The 19,349-nt window shown below is 66.3% G+C and carries 17 protein-coding genes; 12 read left to right on the top strand and 5 right to left on the bottom strand.

From position 1 onward, the window contains the following. Window positions 1-1,030: 1,030 nt before the first annotated feature. Entirely contained in the window at window positions 1,031-1,456 is a 426-nt protein-coding gene (locus QP413_RS02730) for a DUF5319 domain-containing protein (protein ID WP_231910704.1), read from the bottom strand. 203 nt (window positions 1,457-1,659) lie between these two features. Between QP413_RS02730 and guaB the strand changes: the two genes are divergently transcribed. The 6 genes from guaB to guaA all read left to right on the top strand — a co-directional run bounded on the left by guaB (window position 1,660) and on the right by guaA (window position 9,380). Then, entirely contained in the window at window positions 1,660-3,219 is a 1,560-nt protein-coding gene (gene guaB / locus QP413_RS02725; RefSeq protein WP_284780476.1) for an IMP dehydrogenase, read from the top strand. Window positions 3,220-3,367: 148 nt separating this feature from the next. After that, window positions 3,368-4,546, top strand: coding sequence for a GuaB3 family IMP dehydrogenase-related protein (locus tag QP413_RS02720; protein WP_148813177.1), 1,179 nt, complete (start codon window positions 3,368-3,370; stop codon window positions 4,544-4,546). A gap of 228 nt (window positions 4,547-4,774) precedes the next feature. Then, entirely contained in the window at window positions 4,775-5,806 is a 1,032-nt protein-coding gene (locus tag QP413_RS02715; RefSeq protein ID WP_284780474.1) for an ABC transporter substrate-binding protein, read from the top strand. A gap of 2 nt (window positions 5,807-5,808) precedes the next feature. Beyond that, window positions 5,809-6,915, top strand: a complete 1,107-nt coding sequence (locus tag QP413_RS02710; RefSeq protein WP_284780473.1) for an iron ABC transporter permease — start codon at window positions 5,809-5,811, stop codon at window positions 6,913-6,915. Further along, a complete protein-coding gene (locus QP413_RS02705; RefSeq protein WP_012359653.1) occupies window positions 6,912-7,736 on the top strand; it encodes an ABC transporter ATP-binding protein in 825 nt (274 codons plus the stop codon). The genes QP413_RS02710 and QP413_RS02705 overlap by 4 nt, the downstream gene beginning before the upstream one ends. Window positions 7,737-7,808: 72 nt before the next feature. After that, window positions 7,809-9,380: a glutamine-hydrolyzing GMP synthase gene (gene guaA, locus QP413_RS02700; RefSeq protein WP_284780472.1), complete on the top strand. Its 1,572-nt coding sequence runs from the start codon at window positions 7,809-7,811 to the stop codon at window positions 9,378-9,380. Window positions 9,381-9,574: 194 nt separating this feature from the next. Here guaA and QP413_RS02695 read toward each other — a convergent pair whose 3' ends face one another. After that, the gene (locus QP413_RS02695) at window positions 9,575-10,150 is read right to left on the bottom strand and encodes a hypothetical protein (RefSeq protein WP_284780470.1); all 576 of its coding nucleotides are present in this window, start codon (window positions 10,148-10,150) and stop codon (window positions 9,575-9,577) included. A 260-nt stretch (window positions 10,151-10,410) separates the two neighbouring features. Here QP413_RS02695 and QP413_RS02690 point away from each other — a divergent pair, with 260 nt between their 5' ends. The 6 genes from QP413_RS02690 (at window position 10,411) to QP413_RS02665 (ending at window position 16,302) form a co-directional block, all read left to right on the top strand. Next, entirely contained in the window at window positions 10,411-11,271 is an 861-nt protein-coding gene (locus tag QP413_RS02690) for a hypothetical protein (protein ID WP_284780468.1), read from the top strand. Next, window positions 11,268-12,926 (top strand): DNA polymerase Y family protein, encoded by a 1,659-nt coding sequence (locus tag QP413_RS02685; RefSeq protein ID WP_284780467.1) that lies wholly within the window; start codon window positions 11,268-11,270, stop codon window positions 12,924-12,926. Before QP413_RS02690 ends, QP413_RS02685 begins: the two co-directional genes overlap by 4 nt. Before the next feature lie 263 nt (window positions 12,927-13,189). Further along, on the top strand, window positions 13,190-13,879 hold the full coding sequence (locus QP413_RS02680; protein ID WP_284780465.1) for a hypothetical protein: 690 nt from the start codon (window positions 13,190-13,192) through the stop codon (window positions 13,877-13,879). Window positions 13,880-14,001: 122 nt separating this feature from the next. Further along, window positions 14,002-15,156: a sucrase ferredoxin gene (locus QP413_RS02675; RefSeq protein ID WP_284780463.1), complete on the top strand. Its 1,155-nt coding sequence runs from the start codon at window positions 14,002-14,004 to the stop codon at window positions 15,154-15,156. A gap of 64 nt (window positions 15,157-15,220) precedes the next feature. Next, window positions 15,221-15,904 (top strand): AzlC family ABC transporter permease, encoded by a 684-nt coding sequence (locus QP413_RS02670; RefSeq protein ID WP_284758164.1) that lies wholly within the window; start codon window positions 15,221-15,223, stop codon window positions 15,902-15,904. Further along, entirely contained in the window at window positions 15,901-16,302 is a 402-nt protein-coding gene (locus tag QP413_RS02665; RefSeq protein WP_284780462.1) for a branched-chain amino acid transporter permease, read from the top strand. The genes QP413_RS02670 and QP413_RS02665 overlap by 4 nt, the downstream gene beginning before the upstream one ends. A gap of 233 nt (window positions 16,303-16,535) precedes the next feature. Here the strand turns inward: QP413_RS02665 and QP413_RS02660 are convergent, their stop codons facing one another. The 3 genes from QP413_RS02660 to QP413_RS02650 all read right to left on the bottom strand — a co-directional run bounded on the left by QP413_RS02660 (window position 16,536) and on the right by QP413_RS02650 (window position 19,337). Further along, on the bottom strand, window positions 16,536-17,192 hold the full coding sequence (locus QP413_RS02660; RefSeq protein ID WP_041628562.1) for a methionine ABC transporter permease: 657 nt from the start codon (window positions 17,190-17,192) through the stop codon (window positions 16,536-16,538). Between the two features lie 98 nt (window positions 17,193-17,290). After that, a complete protein-coding gene (locus QP413_RS02655; RefSeq protein WP_284780461.1) occupies window positions 17,291-18,382 on the bottom strand; it encodes a methionine ABC transporter ATP-binding protein in 1,092 nt (363 codons plus the stop codon). An 85-nt stretch (window positions 18,383-18,467) separates the two neighbouring features. After that, window positions 18,468-19,337, bottom strand: a complete 870-nt coding sequence (locus QP413_RS02650; protein ID WP_012359664.1) for a MetQ/NlpA family ABC transporter substrate-binding protein — start codon at window positions 19,335-19,337, stop codon at window positions 18,468-18,470. Window positions 19,338-19,349 lie beyond the last annotated feature (12 nt).

Here is a 19,349-nt window from a genome sequence, read left to right as displayed (position 1 = left end):
GGGCCGTGGTGTGTCGGGCTCCGAGGGGTACATCCGGTTTTGGGCCGTGGTGTGTCAGGAAACGCGCGAATTGTGGCACAGCATAGCCCAAAACTGGGTTGTGGGGGTCGGCTCTCCGGTTTTCCAGGCCTTGCGGGACGTTTTGCAGAGTTTGATGTCGGAAAATCGTGAAAAACCGGCATTAAACTCTGCAAAACATAGAGAGTGGGAGGGATGGGGTGCTGGGGCCAGTGGGTCGGGGCGGACACTTGTGCGGTTTCGGGCCGTGGTGTGTCGGGCTCCGAGGGGTACATCCGGTTTTGGGCCGTGGTGTGTCGGGATCCGAGGGCACATCCGGTTTTGGGCCGTGGTGTGTCAGGAAACGTGCGAATTGTGGCACGGCACAGCCCAAAACGGGGATCCGTGGGGTCCGTGGGGTCCGGGCCGGGTACTGGGCTGTGTCGGGCACCGGGCTGGGCCTCGGGACTGCCAGAGGGGCTGAGGTGCTGGGAGAAGCGGAACGCATGTTTTGCAGAGTTTGATGCCGGAAAATCGTGAAAAACCGGCATTAAACTCTGCAAAACATAAAGAGCGCCCGGGCTGGGGTCAGCGGATCCTACAGCCGCGCGGGCTTGGGGCAGCAGCCCAAGGGGCGCATCCGGTTTTGGGCCGTGGTGTGTCGGGCTCCGAGGGGTACATCCGGTTTTGGGCCGTGGTGTGTCAGGAAACGCGCGAATTGTGGCACGGCACAGCCCAAAACTGGGTTGTGGGGGTCGGCTCTCCGGTTTTCCAGGCCTTGCGGGACGTTTTGCAGAGTTTGATGTCGGAAAATCGTGAAAAACCGGCATTAAACTCTGCAAAACATAAAAGAGCCGAAGGGGTGGGGTGCTGGGGCCAGTGGGTCGGGGCGGACACTTGTGCGGTTTTGGGCCGTGGTGTGTCGGGCTCCGAGGGGCACATCCGGTTTTGGGCCGTGGTGTGTCAGGAAACGTGCGAATTGTGGCACGGAACAGCCCATAACGGGGGCTGGCCATGCCTGGGGCTTTAAAAGCTACAGCCGCCCGGTCCAGGGGAAGCGGGCGCGCAGCTGCTCGTTGGCGAAATCCATCGCATCCGCATAACCCAGGCAATAATCCCAGGTCACATAATCCTGCGGGGAGGGTGCAGCCGAAGGCTCATGCACCGGCAGGTGCTGGTGGTTCAGCATGGAGACGATATTCGACTCGATGATCCCCCAGTCGTAGTAGTGCTGCTCATCGCAGTCCTCGCAGAGCATCGCCACGCCCCGCACGCCGTGCGGCTCCAGCAGCTCCCGGAAGACCCGCACATTCGCGAGGTCTTCACGCAGCGCGGCTTCCTCAGCCGCGTCGATCGGCTCCATGACATCATCGCCCTCGATGGGCCCCAAAAGGGACGCCGGATCGTTCGGATCATCCGCGAAGGGATCCGGCGGCATCTGATAGTTACTAAAGCTCACGAAACCCACCGTACCCGCAAGCCAACCCGGAAAACACATTGCAGACGTTTAGCGCTAAAGTAAGGGCTAATAAAAGCTCGTAACCGAAGCTGCGCTAGCGATTCCGGCACAACCCGCAGGCAGGTGCGTGTCTCGCGGGGAAAGCGGAAGACCTTCGCCAGTGCGGATCGTGCGCTGACAATGCGATGGAAGGATCAGGCCTTATGGCAAACCCACAGTCCACTAACAACTCTCAGGCAGCCCAGCGCGTGGAGACCGGGGGCGACGATCCGAACAAGGTCGCTCTCACCGGGCTCACTTTCGACGACGTCCTCTTGATCCCGGATGCGTCCGAGGTCATTCCTTCCGCCGTGGACACCGCGACTCAGTTCTCGCGCAACATCAAGCTGAACATCCCAATCGCATCCGCAGCGATGGATACCGTCACCGAGGGCCGCATGGCCATCGCCATGGCTCGCCAGGGCGGCATCGGTGTGCTGCACCGCAACCTCTCCGTCGAGGCGCAGGCCGAGCAGGTCGAGATCGTCAAGCGCTCCGAGGCCGGCATGGTCACCAACCCGGTCACCGCGAGCCCGGATATGACGATCGAGGAGGTCGACGAGATCTGCGGTCGTTTCCGCATCTCCGGCCTGCCGGTCGTCGACGAGGATCAGACCCTCCTGGGCATCATCACCAACCGCGATATGCGCTTCGAGCGCGACGTCAACCGCCCCGTCCGCGAGGTCATGACGCCGATGCCGCTCGTCGTTGCCGAGCAGGGTGTCTCCGCCGACGCCGCGCTGCGCCTGCTGTCGGAGAACAAGGTCGAGAAGCTCCCGATCGTCGATGGTGCGGGCAAGCTGACCGGCCTGATCACCGTCAAGGACTTCGCGAAGCGCGAGCAGTACCCGAACGCTGCGAAGGATTCCTCCGGCCGTCTCCTCGTCGCCGCTGGTATCGGTACCGGTGAGGACGCCTGGAAGCGCGCCACCGCCCTCGTCGACGCTGGGGTGGACGCCCTCGTTGTCGACACCGCGCACGCCCACAACCGCGGCGTGCTGGACATGGTCTCCCGCGTGAAGAAGGAGTTCGGCGACCGCGTGGACGTCATCGGCGGCAACCTCGCGACCCGCGAGGCCGCGCAGGCGATGATCGACGCCGGTGCCGACGGCATCAAGGTCGGTATCGGCCCGGGCTCCATCTGCACCACCCGCGTCGTCGCTGGTGTCGGTGCCCCACAGATCACCGCGATCATGGAGGCAGCCGTCCCAGCCCGCGCCGCTGGCGTCCCGATCATCGCGGACGGTGGCATGCAGTACTCCGGTGACATCGCCAAGGCCCTGGCAGCTGGCGCATCCACCGTGATGCTGGGCTCCATGCTGGCGGGTTGCGCCGAGACCCCGGGCGAGGTCGTCACCGTTGGTGGCAAGCAGTACAAGCGCTACCGCGGCATGGGTTCCCTGGGCGCGATGCAGGGCCGTGGCCTGACCGGCGAGAAGCGTTCCTACTCCAAGGACCGCTACTTCCAGGCCGATGTGAAGTCTGAGGAGAAGCTGGTGCCGGAGGGCATCGAGGGTCGCGTGCCGTTCCGCGGGCACCTGGACCAGATCCTGCACCAGCAGGTCGGTGGCCTGCGCGCCGCCATGGGTTACACGGGTGCCGCCACGATCGAGGAGCTGAATAACGCTCGCTTCGTGCGCATCACCTCCGCTGGCCTGCGCGAGTCCCACCCGCACGACGTGCAGGGCATCGCCACCGCACCGAACTACGACCCGAACCGCTAAACCCCATCGGTCGGCTTCGCGCACACCGCCGGAGCCGGCCGCTACCGGTTAGCCTCGTTCTAGAGATAAGCCTCCCACCCCTGACCAGCGGGGTGCGCCGCCCACACCACCGCAGCGCACCCCGCTGGCCCACGAAATAAGGACCAACATGCAGGAATACAAGGACATCGGCCGCGGTCGCTCCGCACGCCAGGTCTTCGGACTCAACCAGATCGACATCGTGCCTTCGCGGCGCACCCGTTCCTCCCGGGACGTGGACACCTCCTGGCGCATCGATGCCTATGAGTTCGACTTCCCGATCATGACGCACCCGACCGACGCCGTGGTCAGCCCGGAGTTCGCCATCGAGTTCGGCAAGGCCGGCGGGCTGCCCGTCATCAATGCGGAGGGCCTGTGGGGCCGTGCGAAGGATCTCGACGCCGCCTTCGGCGAGATCGTTTCCGCGGCCGAGCGCGGTTACTTCGGCTCCTTCAACGAGGGCGCGGACGAGGACGTCGCGGCCGAGGCGCTGGAGACTCCGGAGTTCGCCGCGAACCAGGTGCTGCAGCGCCTGCACCAGCAGCCGCTGGACCTGGACCTGCTCCAGGAGCGCCTGCAGCAGGTGCGCGACTCGGGCGTGCGCTTCGCGGTGCGTGTCTCCCCGCAGCGCGCCCGTGAGCTCGCCCCGACGCTGATCGCCGGCGGTATCGACCTGCTGGTCATCCAGGGCACCCTGATCTCCGCGGAGCACGTGGACACCGATGGTGAGCCGCTGAACCTCAAGGAGTTCATCGGCTCCCTGGACGTCCCGGTTATCGCCGGGGGAGTGGTGGACTACACCACCGCCATGCACCTGATGCGCACCGGCGCGGCCGGCGTGATTGTGGGCGCAGGCCCGGTGACCAACAACCAGTCTCTGGGCATCGACGTCCCGATGGCCACCGCCATCGCCGACGCTGCCGCTGCTCGCCGCGACTACCTGGATGAGACCGGTGGCCGCTACGTGCACGTCATCGCGGACTCCGAGCTCTCCTGCTCCGGCGATATCGCCAAGGCCATCGCCTGCGGTGCGGATGCCGTTGCCCTCGGCGCGCCCCTGGCTGCCGCGGAGGAGGCCGGCGCCCCGAACTGGTTCTGGCCTTCCAGCGCAGCACACCCGAAGCTGCCGCGTGGCACCGTGGATGCGCTGCTGCCGCCGACCTCCGTGCCGCTGAACCAGCTGCTCTTCGGCCCGACCCCGGACCCGCTGGGTCACGAGAACCTGGTGGGTGGCCTGCGCCGCTCCATGGCGAAGTGCGGTTACACCGAGGTCAAGGCCTTCCAGAAGGTGGATATCGTGGTCCGCTAGAGCCACGAAAAGAGCGCGCAGCAATGCTTAGCTCAGCGCGAATCCATGCCTGACTAATAGCGCTGCGCGGTGCCGTAAAGCTCAGAAGAATGAAGCGGTCGAACTCCTGTTTGTGAGTTCGACCGCTTTCTTCATTTCCAACATGACAATCAAATATTCGCTCGGTAAGTTGAGAGCTGTCTGCCTTATTGCAACGGGCGATTGATTCAACTTCTTTTGGAGGAATATATGAAGCGCGCACACAAGCTCCGCACCGCTGGTCTCATGAGCATTCTGGCTTCCGGAGCTCTCGTCCTCGGGGCGTGCTCGGATGCCGGCGAAAACGGGGCACAGGACTCCCAGAACAACGCCTCGGGGGAGGGCTTCGAGTTCAGCAACTGCGGCTTCACGATGCAGCTGGATAAGCCAGCCGAGCGCATCATGTCCGTCGAGCAGGGCACCACGGACAACGTCCTCGCCTTCGGCCTCGGCGACAAGCTCGCCGGCTACTCCCACCAGAAGGACGCCCCGCTGGAGGGCTACGAGGATGAGATGAAGAAGTCCACGGAGGTCTCCCCGGAGATCGCCACCGCCGAACAGATCCGCACGGTGGACCCGGACGCCATCGTCTCCCCGTTCGAGTCCGTCTACACCGACGACCAGTCCGGCACCCGCGAAGAGTGGAAAAAGCTGGGCGTTGCGACGTGGTACTCCAACGTCGAGTGCCGTGACAAGGACGGCAACGAAGGCAAGAACGGCTTCGACCTCCTGCTGAAGGACTACCAGCAGCTCGGCCAGCTCTTCGGCGCCGAGGACAAGGCCGCCGAGCTCGAGAAGAAGCACAAGGAGCACGTCGACGCAGCCACGGAGAGCGTCAAGGACGCACCGAAGGATCTCTCCGGCGCCCTGCTGTACTCCATCTTCGACGGCGCGCCCTACATCGGCGGCAAGCTCTCCATCGCACAAGACATCTTCGACCTCACCGGCGTGAAGAACGTCTTCGAGGACGCCAACGAGGCATGGCCGGAGCTCAGCTGGGAGGCTCTGGCCGACAAGGACCCGGACTTCATCGTCCTGGCTGACCTGCCGGGCCGCGGCGCACCGGGAGACAAGGCCGAGGAGAAGATCGAGATGCTGGAGAAGGACCCAGCAACCCGTAACCTCAAGGCCGTGAAGGAGAAGCGTTACGTCATCGTGAAGGGCATCGGCCTGTCCGGCTCCGTCCAGTCCTACGAGCCGCTCGAGGACGTCGCTGAGTACGTGAAGAACTGGAAGAACTAGGTATGGCATCGAGCACTGACACTCGCCGCGAGCCCGGAAAGGGCGCGAAGGCATCCCCCCTGGAGGGCACGAAGCTCGCACCCGCGCGCCGCGTGCCCACCTGGGTGGCGTGGGTCGTCGGGCTGATCCTGCTGGCCCTGGTGTGCTACATGGCCCTGTTCATGGGCGCGGCCACCCTGACTCGCGACGAGGTCTGGGGCTCGATCACCCACAAGCTCGGCATCTTCGCCAGCGATAGCCGCCCCGCTCCCAGCCTGATCCGTCAATCCATCCTCTTTGACCTGCGTATTCCGCGCATCGTCATGGGGATCTTCGTCGGCGCGGGCCTCGCGGTCGCGGGTGCCTCGCTGCAGGCGATCACCCGCAACGATCTCGCGGAGCCGTACCTGCTGGGTGTTTCCTACGGCGCCTCCACCGGCGCGGTCGTGGCTCTGCTGCTCATGCCCGTCAGCTTCGCGCTGGGCCTGACCGGCGGCGCGGCCATCGGTGCCCTCCTGAGCTTCGGTCTGCTGATGCTCCTGCTGCGTGGCACGGGCTTCGTCTCCACCCGCGTGGTGCTCACCGGTGTGCTGGTTGGCCAGTTCTTCTCGGCCATCACCAGCCTCATCCTGGTCGCCCGCGGCGACGCGGAATCCGTCCGCGGCATCACCTTCTGGCTGCTGGGTGCGATGGGCGCCTCCCGCGCCAACACGATGTGGATCGTGCTGATCACCGTGGTCATCACCAGCCTGCTGATCTGGATGATGTCCCGTTACCTGGACGCCATGAGCTTCGGCGACGAGACCGCGAAGTCGATGGGCGTGCCCGTCGTCGGTGTGCGCGCCGCTGTGCTGATCCTGGTCGCCCTCATGACGGCAGCGACGGTCTCCGCCGTCGGCGCGATCGGCTTCATCGGTCTGCTCGTGCCCCACGCGGTGCGCATGATTGTGGGCTCCTCCCACGCGCGCCTCATCCCGCTGTCTGCCTTGGTCGGTGCGATCCTGCTGGTGTTCACCGACGCCCTGGCCCGCAGCGTGTTCCAGCCGCAGGAGGTCCCGGTCGGTGTGTTCACCGCACTGCTGGGCGTGCCACTGTTCTTCTTCATCCTGAATCGGGGGCAGCGAGTATGAGCATCGTCGAAATCCAGAACGTCTCCATCACCTACCACCGCAAGTCCACCCCGACGGTGGCCAACGTGGACGCCTCCTTCGAGGCGGGGACGGTCACCGCGCTGGTGGGGCCGAACGGTGCCGGTAAGTCCACCTTGCTGAAGTCCGTCGCCGACGTCGTGGACTTCGACGGCGAGGTCATGATCGACGGCGCCCCGCTGCGCAGCTACAGCCGACGCGAGAAGGTCAAGCAGGTCGCGTTCGTCGCCCAACACGGTAACGCGAACTCCGAGCTGCTGGTCCGGCAGGTCGTCGAACTGTCCCGGATGGCCTCCAAGGGGCCGTTCGCCCGGCAGACGGACGAGGACCACGACGCCATCTCGCATGCGGTGGAGCACGCGGACGTCGCCCATCTGATGGATCGCACGTGGAACACCCTGTCTGGCGGTGAGCAGCAGCGCGTCCAGCTGGCCCGCGCTATCTCGCAGAGCGCGAAGGTGCTGGTGCTGGACGAGCCGACGAACCACCTGGATATCCACCACCAGTTCCGCCTCATGGAGCAGTTGCGCCACCTCGCGGCCGATCACAATGTGTGCGTGATCGTCGCGATGCATGACCTGGGGCTGGCCTCCCGCTACTGCGACCAGATTGTGCTGTTGGAGGACGGCGCGCTCGTGAAGTCCGGCACCCCGCACGAGGTCTTCACCCCGGAGCGGCTGATGAGCGTGTTCGGGATCGACGCCGAGATCACCACGGTGGGCGGGCACCTGGACCTCGCGGTCAACAGTGCGGTGCCGAACTGGAAGCACCATCACGAGCCGAAGGAAGACCTCGCGCACTAAGGCGGTGCGAAGTGCCCACGGGTGTTACCCACCCCGTGGGGGACTAGCCATATATGCGATAGGATGAGCAGCGTGAATCACCAAAATCATCAGCCAGTCCTCGTGGTGGATTTCGGCGCGCAGTACGCACAGTTGATCGCGCGCCGTGTGCGTGAGGCTCGGGTCTATTCCGAGGTTGTTCCGCACACCGCCACCATTGAAGAAATCAAGGCCAAGAACCCTGCGGCCATCGTGCTGTCGGGTGGTCCGAGTTCGGTCTACGCCGATGGTGCACCGGCCCTGCAGCCGGAGCTGCTGGAGCTGGGCGTGCCGGTGTTTGGCATTTGCTACGGCTTCCAGGCCATGACGCACGCGCTCGGCGGCACCGTCTCTGAGACGGGGCAGCGCGAGTACGGCCGCACCGAGGTCGAGCTCCTCGATGACGGCGGCGTGATGCACGCGGGCCTGGGCTCGCACAAGGCCTGGATGAGCCACGGCGACGCGGTCTCGCAGGCTCCGGAGGGCTTCACCGTCACCGCGAAGTCCGCCGGCGCGCCGGTCGCCGCCTTCGAGTGCCTGGATCGCCGCATGGCCGGCGTGCAGTACCACCCGGAGGTTATGCACAGCCCGCACGGCCAGGAGGTGCTGGAGCGCTTCCTCACGGAGGTTGCGGGCCTGGAGCAGAACTGGACCGCCTCCAACATTGCCGAGGAGCTCATCGAGCAGGTTCGTGAGCAGATCGGCGAGGACGGCCGTGCTATCTGTGGCCTCTCCGGTGGCGTGGACTCCGCCGTGGCCGCCGCGATCGTGCAGCGCGCCATCGGCGACCGCCTGACCTGTGTGTTCGTGGACCACGGTCTGCTGCGCGCAGGGGAGCGTGAGCAGGTGGAGAACGACTTCGTCGCCGCGACCGGCGCGAAGCTGATCACCGTGGACGAGCGCGAGGCCTTCCTCAAGCGCCTGGACGGCGTGACCGACCCGGAGGCCAAGCGCAAGGCCATCGGCGCGGAGTTCATCCGCTCCTTCGAGCGCGCCGTCGCTGGCGTGCTGGCCGACGCCCCGGAGGGCTCCACCGTGGACTTCCTGGTCCAGGGCACCCTGTACCCGGACGTCGTCGAGTCCGGCGGCGGCTCCGGCACCGCGAACATCAAGAGCCACCACAACGTTGGTGGCCTGCCGGATGACGTCGAGTTCAAGCTGGTCGAGCCGCTGCGCCAGCTGTTCAAGGACGAGGTTCGCGCGGTGGGTCGCGAGCTCGGCCTGCCGGAGGTTATCGTCGCCCGTCAGCCGTTCCCGGGCCCAGGCCTGGGCATCCGCATCATCGGTGCGGTCAACGAGGAACGCCTGGAGACGCTGCGCGCGGCGGATAAGATCGCCCGCGAGGAGCTCAGCGCCGCTGGTCTGGACGGCGAGATCTGGCAGTGCCCGGTCGTCCTGCTCGCGGACGTGCGCTCCGTGGGTGTGCAGGGCGACGGCCGTACCTACGGTCACCCGATCGTGCTGCGTCCGGTCTCCAGTGAGGACGCCATGACCGCCGACTGGTCCCGCATCCCTTATGACGTGCTGGAGAAGGTCTCCACCCGCATCACCAACGAGGTGGCGGAGGTTAACCGCGTGGTGCTGGACATCACCAGCAAGCCGCCGGGAACCATCGAGTGGGAGTAATCCCAGCAGCTTGAGGCACCTCCCTAGCAGTGCTCCTCAAGCAGAAAGGCGCGTCGCACGATGAGGTGCGGCGCGCTTTCGCGTTCGTGGGGAGGCTGGGGCGTGGGCTAGCCAGGATCGGCGGGCAGTCCGCACTGTAGGGCAGGGGCACTGGCGTTGAGCTGGATCGTGCACCTGGCTCAGAACGCGGGGGCTTAAGCGTCGTCCCGAACCTGCCCGGTCCCGGGCTCGGCGAGATAGCGGGTGCCGTCGATGCTGGGGAAGGAGATCCACGCATAGGCCCCGGCCAGCGCGAGCACGATCAGTGCCGCGATCCAGGAGTGGATCTGGAAGGCGGGCAGGATCATCAGCGCGAGCCAGAGGGGGAATAGCGGCATGATCTGCGCGACGGAGGTCTTGTACTTCCGCCCCGTCGACTCCACGGCCGCGCGCACCTTCTTGCGGTAAGGGTGGCTGAAGGTCACGAGGAAGCCCGCCCCGATGGCGATGACCAGCACTAGGACCTGCCAGGTCGTCGCCAGCGGCATGACCATCGCTGCCACGCCGAGCCCGAGCAGGAGGGACGCGGCGGCGCGCACGCCCTCGGGGGCGCGGACGAGGATGGTCGCCTCGCTGGGGGCGCTGCCCTGCTTGTTCCGCGGTGCGCTGTTCTGGGATGCGCTGTCCCGCGCTGCGCTGTTTTGCCGCGCTGCGCGATTCTGCTCAGCGCGCGGGGAGCGCTGCGGGGCGGGGCGCTGGGCGTTCTTGCGGGGCTGGTTCTTTTTGCTCATATGTGCCGAGTCTAGTTCCTCGCGGGCGCGCGGTCTTTTTCGACGGTGAGCAGGGCGTTGGTGAACCGCGCCAGGTGAGTCTAGAATCCCTGAATTAGAACACCTGTTCGACTTGTCTGGTCTGTTTTCTATTTTTTAGGACGTCAATCCGGTCGGCCTGGCCGGAGCTGTGAACTCAACCTTAAACCCCGGCGGGAGCTGGCTGGCCTGCATGTTTTCCGAGCTGATGGTGTCGATGTAGAGGAGGGAGCACCGTGCCCATGCTGATCGATGAGAGCAATGTTGTTCATGCGATCGAGAAGCTCAAAAGCGAGCGCGCGGCGGCGCGGGCTGCAGCGCAGACTGTGGCCACGGGTTCGCGTGCGGCGGAACCTCGGGGCATGGCGGAACCTCAGGGCGCAGCGGAGCCACGGGGTGTGGCTGGGCTGCAGAGTGTGGCGCAGCCTCAGGTTGTGGGCCAGGAGGCGGAATCTGCCCGAGCGGCCGCGCCGCTGCGCGCGGTTGCGCCCGAGCCTGCGACGGTGGGGCGGGCGCGGGTGCTCGGCATGCCCGAGTGGCTCGCGGGCCAGCTTGCTGGCGGTGGGCTGGCGCGTGGGGCGGTGACCGCGATGGCGGATTGCCCCGCCGCGGTCGTCGATATTCTTGCGCATGTCACCGCGAACGGCGGGTGTGCTGCGGTGGTGGGGTATCCGAACCTCGCCCTGGCGGCCGTCGCTGCGGCGGGCGGGGAACTCTCCCGGCTGATCATCGTGCCGGATCCCGCGCCGCACGTCGGGGCGGTGCTCTCGACCCTGGCGGAGGGGGTGGATCTGGTGGTCTACGTACCCGTCCAGCGGGTCACGCCCACCTTCGCTCGCCCCGTAGAGGCGCGGCTGCGCAAGAGCAGCTGCGCGCTGCTCAGCTGTGGTGCGCCCTGGCCGGGTGCGCGGCTGAACCTCGACGTGCAGGTGGCTGGCGTCCACGGACTGGGGCGGGGGAGCGGGCGTATCCGCTCTATCAGCGTGGCCGGGCGCGTCTGGGGCAAGGGGCAGCCGCCGCAGCGCATCACGGCGGAACTGACGGGCCGCCGCGATGGTGCTGGTGGCCAGGTCGATCGGGGTCGGATCGAGGTGGCGCTGTGACTGGCCAGGGGAAGAACAGTGCCGAGGCGGGCGCTGCCGCGGCCGAGCGCGTGACTGTCCTGTGGTTCCCGGATTTCCCGGTCTACGCCGTGGGGCTTGCCCGCGGCTGGGATATGCTGCGGCCTGCTGCCACGATCGCGGACCATCGCGTCCAGGCCTGCAATGCCGCTGCCCGGGCGCAGGGGGTGCGCCAGGGGATGAAACAGCGTCACGCGCTCGCGACCTGCCCGGAGCTCCGGCACGCGCCCGCCGACCCGGTGCAGGAGGCCACGATCCACGAGGACATCGTGGCCGCCCTCATGGACATGGCTGCTGGAGTGGAAACACTGCGCCCAGGCCTCGTCGCGCTGCCCACCCGACCGCTGGCGAATTACTACGGCGGGGAGGCTGTGGCTGTTGAGCTCCTGCTGGACTCCGCAGTCCGGCTGGGGGTGGAGTGCCTGGCCGGCACAGCCGACGATCTGATGCCCGCCGTGTGGGCGGCTCGTCGCGGGGTGCATGTCCCGCTCGGTGGAAACTCCAGCTTCGTGCCCACCCTGCCCATCGGGTTTTTGGCGGTGGAGGCTGTGCTGAGCGCCCCCGCTGAGCTGGTCAGCACCCTGCAGGAGCTGGGGGTGCGCAGCCTGCGGGACTTCGCGGCGTTGGGCCGGAAGCACGTAGCGGGGCGCTTCGGTGCCGAAGCTGTGTACTGGCACCGCGTGGCGTGCGGTGAACCTGGTCGGGAGGTCTCCCCGCAGCGCCCCACCCAGCCCGTCGAGGTGCTGCATCAGGTGGAGGAACCCATTCGGAGTACCGAAACCGCGGCCTTCGTTGCCCGCCAGGCAGCCGCCCGGTTGCACGGGGAGCTCTTCCGGCGCGGGGAGGCCTGCCTCCGGCTGACCGTAAGGGTCCACTTCAACCCGCCTGCGGAGTACACCGGCCCCACCGTGGTGGAGCGCGCCTGGCGCTGCCGCGAGCCCCTGACGGAAGAGGACACCGCCCAGCGCGTCCGCTGGCAACTCGACGGCTGGATCACCCGGCTGCGCGCCAAGGTTGGCGAGCCGGAGCAGGATGGCTTTGAGGATTCCGCCGCCGGAGTGGTCGCCATCGAGCTGCTCCCGGTCGAAACGGTGCCCGCCGGTACTATCGCCGAACCTCTCTGGGGCGGGGCGGACGAGGGGCTGCGCGCAGCTCGCGCCGCCGCTGGGCGCGCACAGGCCCTCATCGGCATGGCCGCCGTGCAGCAGGTCGTCCACCGGGGTGGGCGCGCCATCGGTGGGCGCGTTCTCACGCTGCCCTATGGAGAGGAAGTGCCCGAGGAGGTTTCCGCGCAGCCCACGACCCAATGGCGGGGTGAGCTGCCCGCGCCGCTGCCCGCGACCGTGGGGGAGGCCGCTAACCCCAGCGCGGGGCACCCGGCCGCGGCGATCGCAGTGCTCGGCGAGCGCGCACAGCCCGTGCACGTGACCGGCCGGGGTTTGATGAGCGACTCGCCCCAACGGCTGCGGTGGGGTAACCGAACACTATCCATCCGGGGGTGGGCTGGCCCCTGGCCCGTGGACGAGCAGTGGTGGGCCGAAGGAAAGCGCTACGCGCGCCTACAGATCGCCACTGATGAGGGCGCCTACCTGCTGGTATGCAAGGGCCAAAAGTGGCGAATCGAGGCGACTTACTGAGAGTCGACTGAGTTGCGTTAACGCTGGAAAGTGGGGCGAGGGGGGTGGTGGCGGAAAAATAAAACGGAAATAGTTTTTCAAAGGAATGTACTGGAGCTAAGAAAATAGTAAGCTGCCAGACACTGGGGCGAACCGGGGTCATTCCAGAGAACGAGATACCCCGGCAAGCGACAGGCGGGACCGCCTAGCGCACCCAGTTCCCAGTCCTCAAAGACACAAAGGCCAGCGCGCCGGCGCGGGTCAGAATGAAAGGGTCCAAAGAAATGGCGACCAAGAAGATCAACGCAATCGGCAAGGCCACCATTGCCCTCACCGCAGCGACGGCCGTCGCCATGGGCGGCGTCACCGCCGCAGGCGCAAGCCCGCTGGGCAGCCTGAGCAGCCTCGGCTCCTCCGCCCCGAAGGACCTGGAGCAAGCTCAGGGCAAGGAGTACAAGCTCGGTAACGTCGGCGGTCCGGCCTGGAACGTGGACGTCTACAAGCAGCTCGTCACCGGTGCTGAGACCGTGCGTCCAGGCGCGACCGTCAAGACCCGCATCAAGATCCAGGGTGTGAAGGGCGAGAAGACCAAGGTCAGCGACCTCATCGAGCGCATGCCGGAGAGCTTCCAGCTGGTTAAGGTCGAGACCTTCGAGAACGGCCTCCTCGGCAGCAGCGTCAAGCAGCTCGACCAGAGCCAGTACGGCGTGACCACCAACGACGGCGTCAAGCAGGTCAATGTCGGTCTGAAGGAAGGCCTGCTTTTCAAGGGGGACAGTACCGTCAGCACCCACAAGTCCCTCGTCGTCGACTTCACCTGGAAGGCTGGCTCGAAGGAAGGCACCTTCGCCACCGGCGGTGGCGCAAAGGTCGGCGCAGCCATCAACAACTACAAGGTCTTCGACAATGGCCCGAAGATCACCGTGAAGAAGGGCGCTTCCAAGCCATCCGGCAGCATCTCCCTCAGCTCCTAAGAGCACCCGTGGGCCTTCCGCCCACCTCACGGGCGTGAGCCCGTAAACCCCGAAGCGGCCGCGATCAACCGATCCGGCCGCTTAGGTCTGCCTAAGGCCTTCCATTTGGTACCTTGTCAGTTATGGCTACCAGCAGAAATCCACTCGCGGGAGTCTCGCCACACGAGTTCACCACCGAACAGCTCGACGACGCCCCCACCATTTGCTCCACCTTCACCGGAGAGCAACTCGCTGGCACCGCAAAACCCGGAAAAATCATCCTCTGCCTGGAGTTCTACACCGGCTGGGGGCACGACATCCTCGACGGCACCGCCTTCGGCGCCGAACTGAACGCGAAGATCAAAACCTTCCTCAAGGACAACGGGGCCGAACTCCAGTTCATCCGCCGCCCCGGCCGGGAAGGCCAGGACCGCCGCCAGAACAACACCCGGGTGCTCTATATCGCCTGGGCCACCGGCACCGAACCCGTCCTCGAGAGGATGGACCTGCCAGACGTCGAGGCCCTCCTGGACCTCGATCTGAGCACCCCGGGCAACACCCCGGGCGCCCGCCGCGTCGACCATCCCATCCTGCTGGTCTGCACCCACGGGCGCCGCGACCGCTGCTGCGCCGTCCGTGGCCGCCCGCTCGCCGCCGCGCTGAACAACCACTTCGCCGACACCGTGACAGGGGAAAACCGCACGTCCGAGGTCCGGGGGCGCAGCGCTCTCGCCCAGAACCACGCCGACGCCGCCGGAGTGGGAGCCGGACCAGTGGACCCGAAGCACGCCGAATTCGACGATCACCTCTCGGTAGACCCCATCGACCCGATCATCTGGGAATCCTCCCACACCAAGGGACACCGCTTCGCGCCCTCCATGCTCCTGTTGCCCGCCAACTATTCCTTCGGCCGCATGGCCGAGGGTGGGGCGCGCAGCATGGTGGAGCACGCCCAGCGCGGGGAGCTCTGGCTGCAGGGCAACCGCGGTCGCGGCTGCCTCGACCCCGCCAGCCAGGTCGCCGAACTCCGCGTGGCCCACGAGCTCGACGACCGCGGTCTGCCCGTCGGCCTCGCCGCGCTGACGTCCTGGGAGGAAACCCCAGAAGGCAGCGACGAGGACACCACGCAGGCAGCCCCCGACGTCGCCGTCCGCATCGTGGAAGACACCGCCTCGGGCCTGCGCTTCCGGGTCCGCATGGAGCGCCGGGACAGCGTCATGGTCGTGTCCTCCTGCGGAGATAACCCCAAGCGCTCGAAGTCGTGGATCGCCGTCGACTGCGAGGAGATCCTTGGCTAACCCGCGGCGTACCGAAGAGAGGAACCTCGACCAGGGCGGCATCCGCCACGCCATCGGGCTGGCCATGCCGGTGGGCCTCGGCATGGTTCCGCTCGGCCTGGCCTTCGGCATCCTGCTGACCCAGATGGGCTTCGCGTGGTTCTGGGCGCCGATCTTCTCCGTGGTGATCTACGCCGGCTCCATGGAGTTCCTGGCGCTCAGTCTCGTCACCGGGGGAGTGGGGCCACTCTCGGCCGCGCTCTACGGGCTGCTGGTGAACTTCAGGCACGTCTTCTACGCCCTGAACTATCCGCTGCACGTCATCCGCAGCAGGCTGGCCCGCGCCTACGGCATCTACGCGCTGACGGACGAGACCTATGCGATCGTCAGCGCCAACCCCAATCAGCGTTTCACCGGCCGCCAGGTCATCGCGATCCAGATCGTCCTGCAGTGCGCGTGGGTCGGTGGGGGAGTCCTCGGCGCCCTCTTCGGCGACGCCATACCCTGGAAACTCGAGGGCATGGAATTCGCGCTCACCGCCCTATTCGTCGTGCTGCTGATCGAGTCCTTCTTGGCCACCAGGGACGTCTCCCTGGTCCTCACGGCCGTGGTGACCGCCGCGGTGGCGCTGCTGGTCTCTCCCGGCAACATGCTGATGATCGCGATGCTGCTCTACTTCGCCGTGCTGCTCGCCCGTTTCTACCTCCCGGGCCTGGACCGCGCCCTTCAGCTGCGCTGGCGCACCGGGGACGAAAGGCAGGAAGTATGAGCCCCCAGCCCACTGTTCTGGCCGCCGACGCTGTCCACGCCGCCGAGGCCACCGGCAGCTACGGCCTGCCCGCCGGCGTGAGCCTCGGCACCACCATCGGCGTGCTGCTCCCGCTGTGTATCGTCACCGTCGCCCTGCGCGGCCTGCCCTTCGCGGCCCTGCGCTCCTTCCGGGAATCCAAGCTCGTTGCCTGGCTCGGCATGGGCATGCCCGTGGGCGTGATGAGCATCCTCGTGATCTACACCGCCGCCGACCGGATGGCCGCCCCCGGCGGCCTGGCCTCCCTGCTCATTGCGGTGGCCTTCACCACCGTCTGGCACCTGTGGCGCCGCTCCGCCACCCAGTCCATCCTGCTGGGCACGGTGTTCTACGTGCTGCTCGTCAACCTCGTCTTCTAGACGACGACGCCGCGCCCGTCACCGATGCCTCGTTCGTCACCGTCGCCCGCCCCCGCGGCAGCGCACACCGGTCCTCGCGCTCACCCCCGTTCGGCCAAAGCCCACTCGCTCCAGGCCCACCCGGTCCAACCCCAGCCTCGCTTTAGACAGAAAAAAGAACGCCGCCCCGCACCGAAGTGCAAGGGGGCGACGTCCTAAAAGAGGGGCACAAAACCCCGGTGACAGGTGAGCTCCTAGCGGCGCATAACCTTCTTGGCCAGCCAGTTACCGAACAGCTGAGCAGCCTGGACGATAACGATGATGACCAGCACGGTGATCCACGTGACCTCGTCATTGAAGGCGCGGTAACCGTAGACAATCGCGAAGTCACCCAAACCGCCAGCGCCGATGTAGCCAGCCATCGCGGACATATCCACGATCGCGATGAACATGAACGTAAAGCCCAGGATCAACGGCCCCAGGGCCTCCGGGATGATCACCGTGAAGATGATCCGCAGCGGCGAGGCACCCATGGACTTCGCTGCCTCGATCACACCCGGGTCGATGGTGACCAGGTTCTGCTCCACGATGCGGGCCGCGCCGAAGGTCGCGGCGATCACCATGCCCAACACCGCGGCCTTCAGACCGATACGGCTGCCCACCAGGGCGTCGCTCAACGGGCCGATGGCGGTGAGCAAGATGATGAACGGAATCGGGCGAACGAAGTTCACCAGGAAGTTGATCACCCAGTAGATGGGCTTATTCGACAGCACCCCGCCCGGGCGGGTGGTGTACAGCAGCATGCCGAACACCAGGCCCAGCAGGCCACCGATGACGAGGGTGGCCAGCACCATCGTCAGGGTGTCGTAGATCGCCTGGGTGAAGGTGCCGCCCAGCCGGTCCCAGTCCATCGCGGCGAGCACGAGGGTGTCCGGGGACGCGGTGGCAGGGGCAGTAGCGGCTGTGGTGGCGGTGGAGCCCGCGGCGGTCGGGAAAATAGTCAGCGCGCTCATCGGATCTCCTCAATATCGGTTCGCTGGGACAGGTCGGCGTAGAACTTCTCGATCGCTGCCTCACCGGCGGCGTCCTGAGCGGTCACGCGCACGGTCAGGCGGCCGAAGGAGTGGTTCTGCAGGGTGGTGACCCCGCCGTGGACGATGTTCACGCTCACATCCGCGGCCGAGAGCTCGGAGACGGCGTCGAAGAAGCCCACACCCTGGTTCATCGTGATGGTGAACAGGCGGCCGTCGCCGGCCTGCAGGGCGTCCGCCTCCACGTTGTCCGGGGTGTTGCGCAGGGAGGTAGCCACGAAGTTCTTCGCGACCTCCGTCTGCGGGTTGGAGAAGACCTCGTAGACCGAGCCCTGCTCCACCACGCGGGCGTTGGACATGACGACCACCTGGTCGGCGATGGAACGCACGACCTCCATCTCGTGGGTGATCACCACGATGGTGATGCCCAGCTCCTCGTTGACGCGGCGCAGCAGCGCGAGCACGTCGCGGGTGGTGGAGGGGTCCAGCGCGCTGGTTGCCTCGTCGGCGAGCAGCAGGCTCGGGTTCGTCGCCAGGGCGCGGGCGATGCCCACGCGTTGCTTCTGGCCGCCGGAGAGCTGCTCCGGGTAGCTGCGGCCCTTATCAGCCAGCCCCACGAACTCCAGCAGCTCGGCGACGCGTGTCTCGCGCTCGGCCTTCGGCATGCCCTGCAGTTTCAGCGGGTAGGCGATGTTGCCCGCCACGGTGCGGGAGGAGAACAGGTTGAACTGCTGGAAGATCATGCCGATATCGGAGCGCAGCTTGCGCATCTCCGGTTCCTTCAGCGGGACGATGTCCTGCCCGTCGAGCAGGATCTCACCGCTGGTCGGCTTGTCCAGCCCGTTGATCTGGCGCACCAGCGTGGACTTGCCCGCGCCGGAGTAGCCGATGATGCCCACGATGGAGCCCGGCTGGATGGTGATGTTCACGTCCTCCAGAGCGGTGACGGACTTGCGTCCCTGCTTGAAGACCTTGTGGACGTTGCGAAATTCGATTCCCGTTCCCGTGCGGTCGCCCCGCGGGGTTGCGGGGCCGGCCGTGTCGGGGGCGGCGGATGTGCCTTGGGCCATTGGAGTGCCTTCCGGTTTAAAAGGCGTGCCTCGGCTGGCGGGCTGGTGGGCCGGCCATGCGAGACACGCCTTTTGGGGTTGGGTTTTACTGCTCCTTGAGCTTCTGCTGGGTGGTGTCCAGCACCTTCTGCAGCTCATCGCCGGACATGGTTACGGCGACGGAGGTGCCCTTGGTCTGCTCGTCGATGGCGTCCTGGACCGGCTTGGAGTGCCAGATCTCGACGAGCTTCTTCAGGTCCTCTTCGTCCTTGCGGTCCTTGGTGGTCACGAAGCCGTTGATGTACGGCTGTGCCTCCTCCTTCTCCGGGTCGTCCTGGAAGATGGCGGTCTTCGGGTCGATGTCCGCGCGGTCCAGGAAGGAGTTGTTGACGATGGCCGGGGTGCCGTCGAGCCAGGAGGTAGCGGTCTGGGCTGCGTCGACCGGGGTGACCTTGATCTTGGACTTGTCGGTGTCGATGTCAGCCGGGGTCGGGGTCAGCAGACCTTCCTTCTTCAGGGTGACCAGGCCAGCCTGGACGAGGACGTTGATGGCGCGGCCCTGGTTGGTGGAGTCGTTCGGGATGGCGACCTCGCCAGCCTTCTCGACGTCCTTCAGGTCGGAGTGGTCCTTGTAGTACAGGCCCAGCGGCAGGATCTCGGTGGCGCCGACCGGTGCGAGGTCGGTGTTGTTGCCGTTGTTGTACTCGGCCAGGAACATCATGTGCTGGAAGTTGTTGACGTCGATCTCGCCGTCGGTCAGCGCACGGTTCGGGATGGAGTAGTCGTTGAAGGACTTGATCTCGGTCTTCAGGCCGGCGTTATCCAGCTCCTGCTTGAAGACCTGCCACTGCTTCTGCTCGGAGTCGGTGGTGCCGATGACGATGGTGTCGTCGTCGTTGCCGCCGGAGCAGGCCACGAGGCTGAAGCTGGTGGTCAGGGCGATCGTCGCGGCCAGGGCCTTGCGTCGAAGAGTCATGGTGATCCTCCT

The organism is Corynebacterium sp. UMB4614, assembly GCF_030217065.1.
Lineage (GTDB): Bacteria > Actinomycetota > Actinomycetes > Mycobacteriales > Mycobacteriaceae > Corynebacterium.
Note: the sequence above shows the minus strand (reverse complement) of the source record. Positions and strands in the feature narration are given on the sequence as shown.

Excerpts from the sequence above, each read along its gene's own strand:
- guaB (WP_284780476.1), top strand. The coding sequence starts at position 1,660 with ATGGCAAACCCACAGTCCACTAACAACTCTCAGGCAGCCCAGCGCGTG.
- QP413_RS02720 (WP_148813177.1), top strand. The coding sequence starts at position 3,368 with ATGCAGGAATACAAGGACATCGGCCGCGGTCGCTCCGCACGCCAGGTC.
- QP413_RS02715 (WP_284780474.1), top strand. The coding sequence starts at position 4,775 with ATGAAGCGCGCACACAAGCTCCGCACCGCTGGTCTCATGAGCATTCTG.
- QP413_RS02710 (WP_284780473.1), top strand. The coding sequence starts at position 5,809 with ATGGCATCGAGCACTGACACTCGCCGCGAGCCCGGAAAGGGCGCGAAG.
- QP413_RS02705 (WP_012359653.1), top strand. The coding sequence starts at position 6,912 with ATGAGCATCGTCGAAATCCAGAACGTCTCCATCACCTACCACCGCAAG.
- QP413_RS02695 (WP_284780470.1), bottom strand. The coding sequence starts at position 10,150 with ATGAGCAAAAAGAACCAGCCCCGCAAGAACGCCCAGCGCCCCGCCCCG.
- QP413_RS02690 (WP_284780468.1), top strand. The coding sequence starts at position 10,411 with ATGCTGATCGATGAGAGCAATGTTGTTCATGCGATCGAGAAGCTCAAA.
- QP413_RS02680 (WP_284780465.1), top strand. The coding sequence starts at position 13,190 with ATGGCGACCAAGAAGATCAACGCAATCGGCAAGGCCACCATTGCCCTC.
- QP413_RS02675 (WP_284780463.1), top strand. The coding sequence starts at position 14,002 with ATGGCTACCAGCAGAAATCCACTCGCGGGAGTCTCGCCACACGAGTTC.
- QP413_RS02670 (WP_284758164.1), top strand. The coding sequence starts at position 15,221 with ATGCCGGTGGGCCTCGGCATGGTTCCGCTCGGCCTGGCCTTCGGCATC.
- QP413_RS02665 (WP_284780462.1), top strand. The coding sequence starts at position 15,901 with ATGAGCCCCCAGCCCACTGTTCTGGCCGCCGACGCTGTCCACGCCGCC.
- QP413_RS02660 (WP_041628562.1), bottom strand. The coding sequence starts at position 17,192 with ATGGACTGGGACCGGCTGGGCGGCACCTTCACCCAGGCGATCTACGAC.
- QP413_RS02655 (WP_284780461.1), bottom strand. The coding sequence starts at position 18,382 with ATGGCCCAAGGCACATCCGCCGCCCCCGACACGGCCGGCCCCGCAACC.
- QP413_RS02650 (WP_012359664.1), bottom strand. The coding sequence starts at position 19,337 with ATGACTCTTCGACGCAAGGCCCTGGCCGCGACGATCGCCCTGACCACC.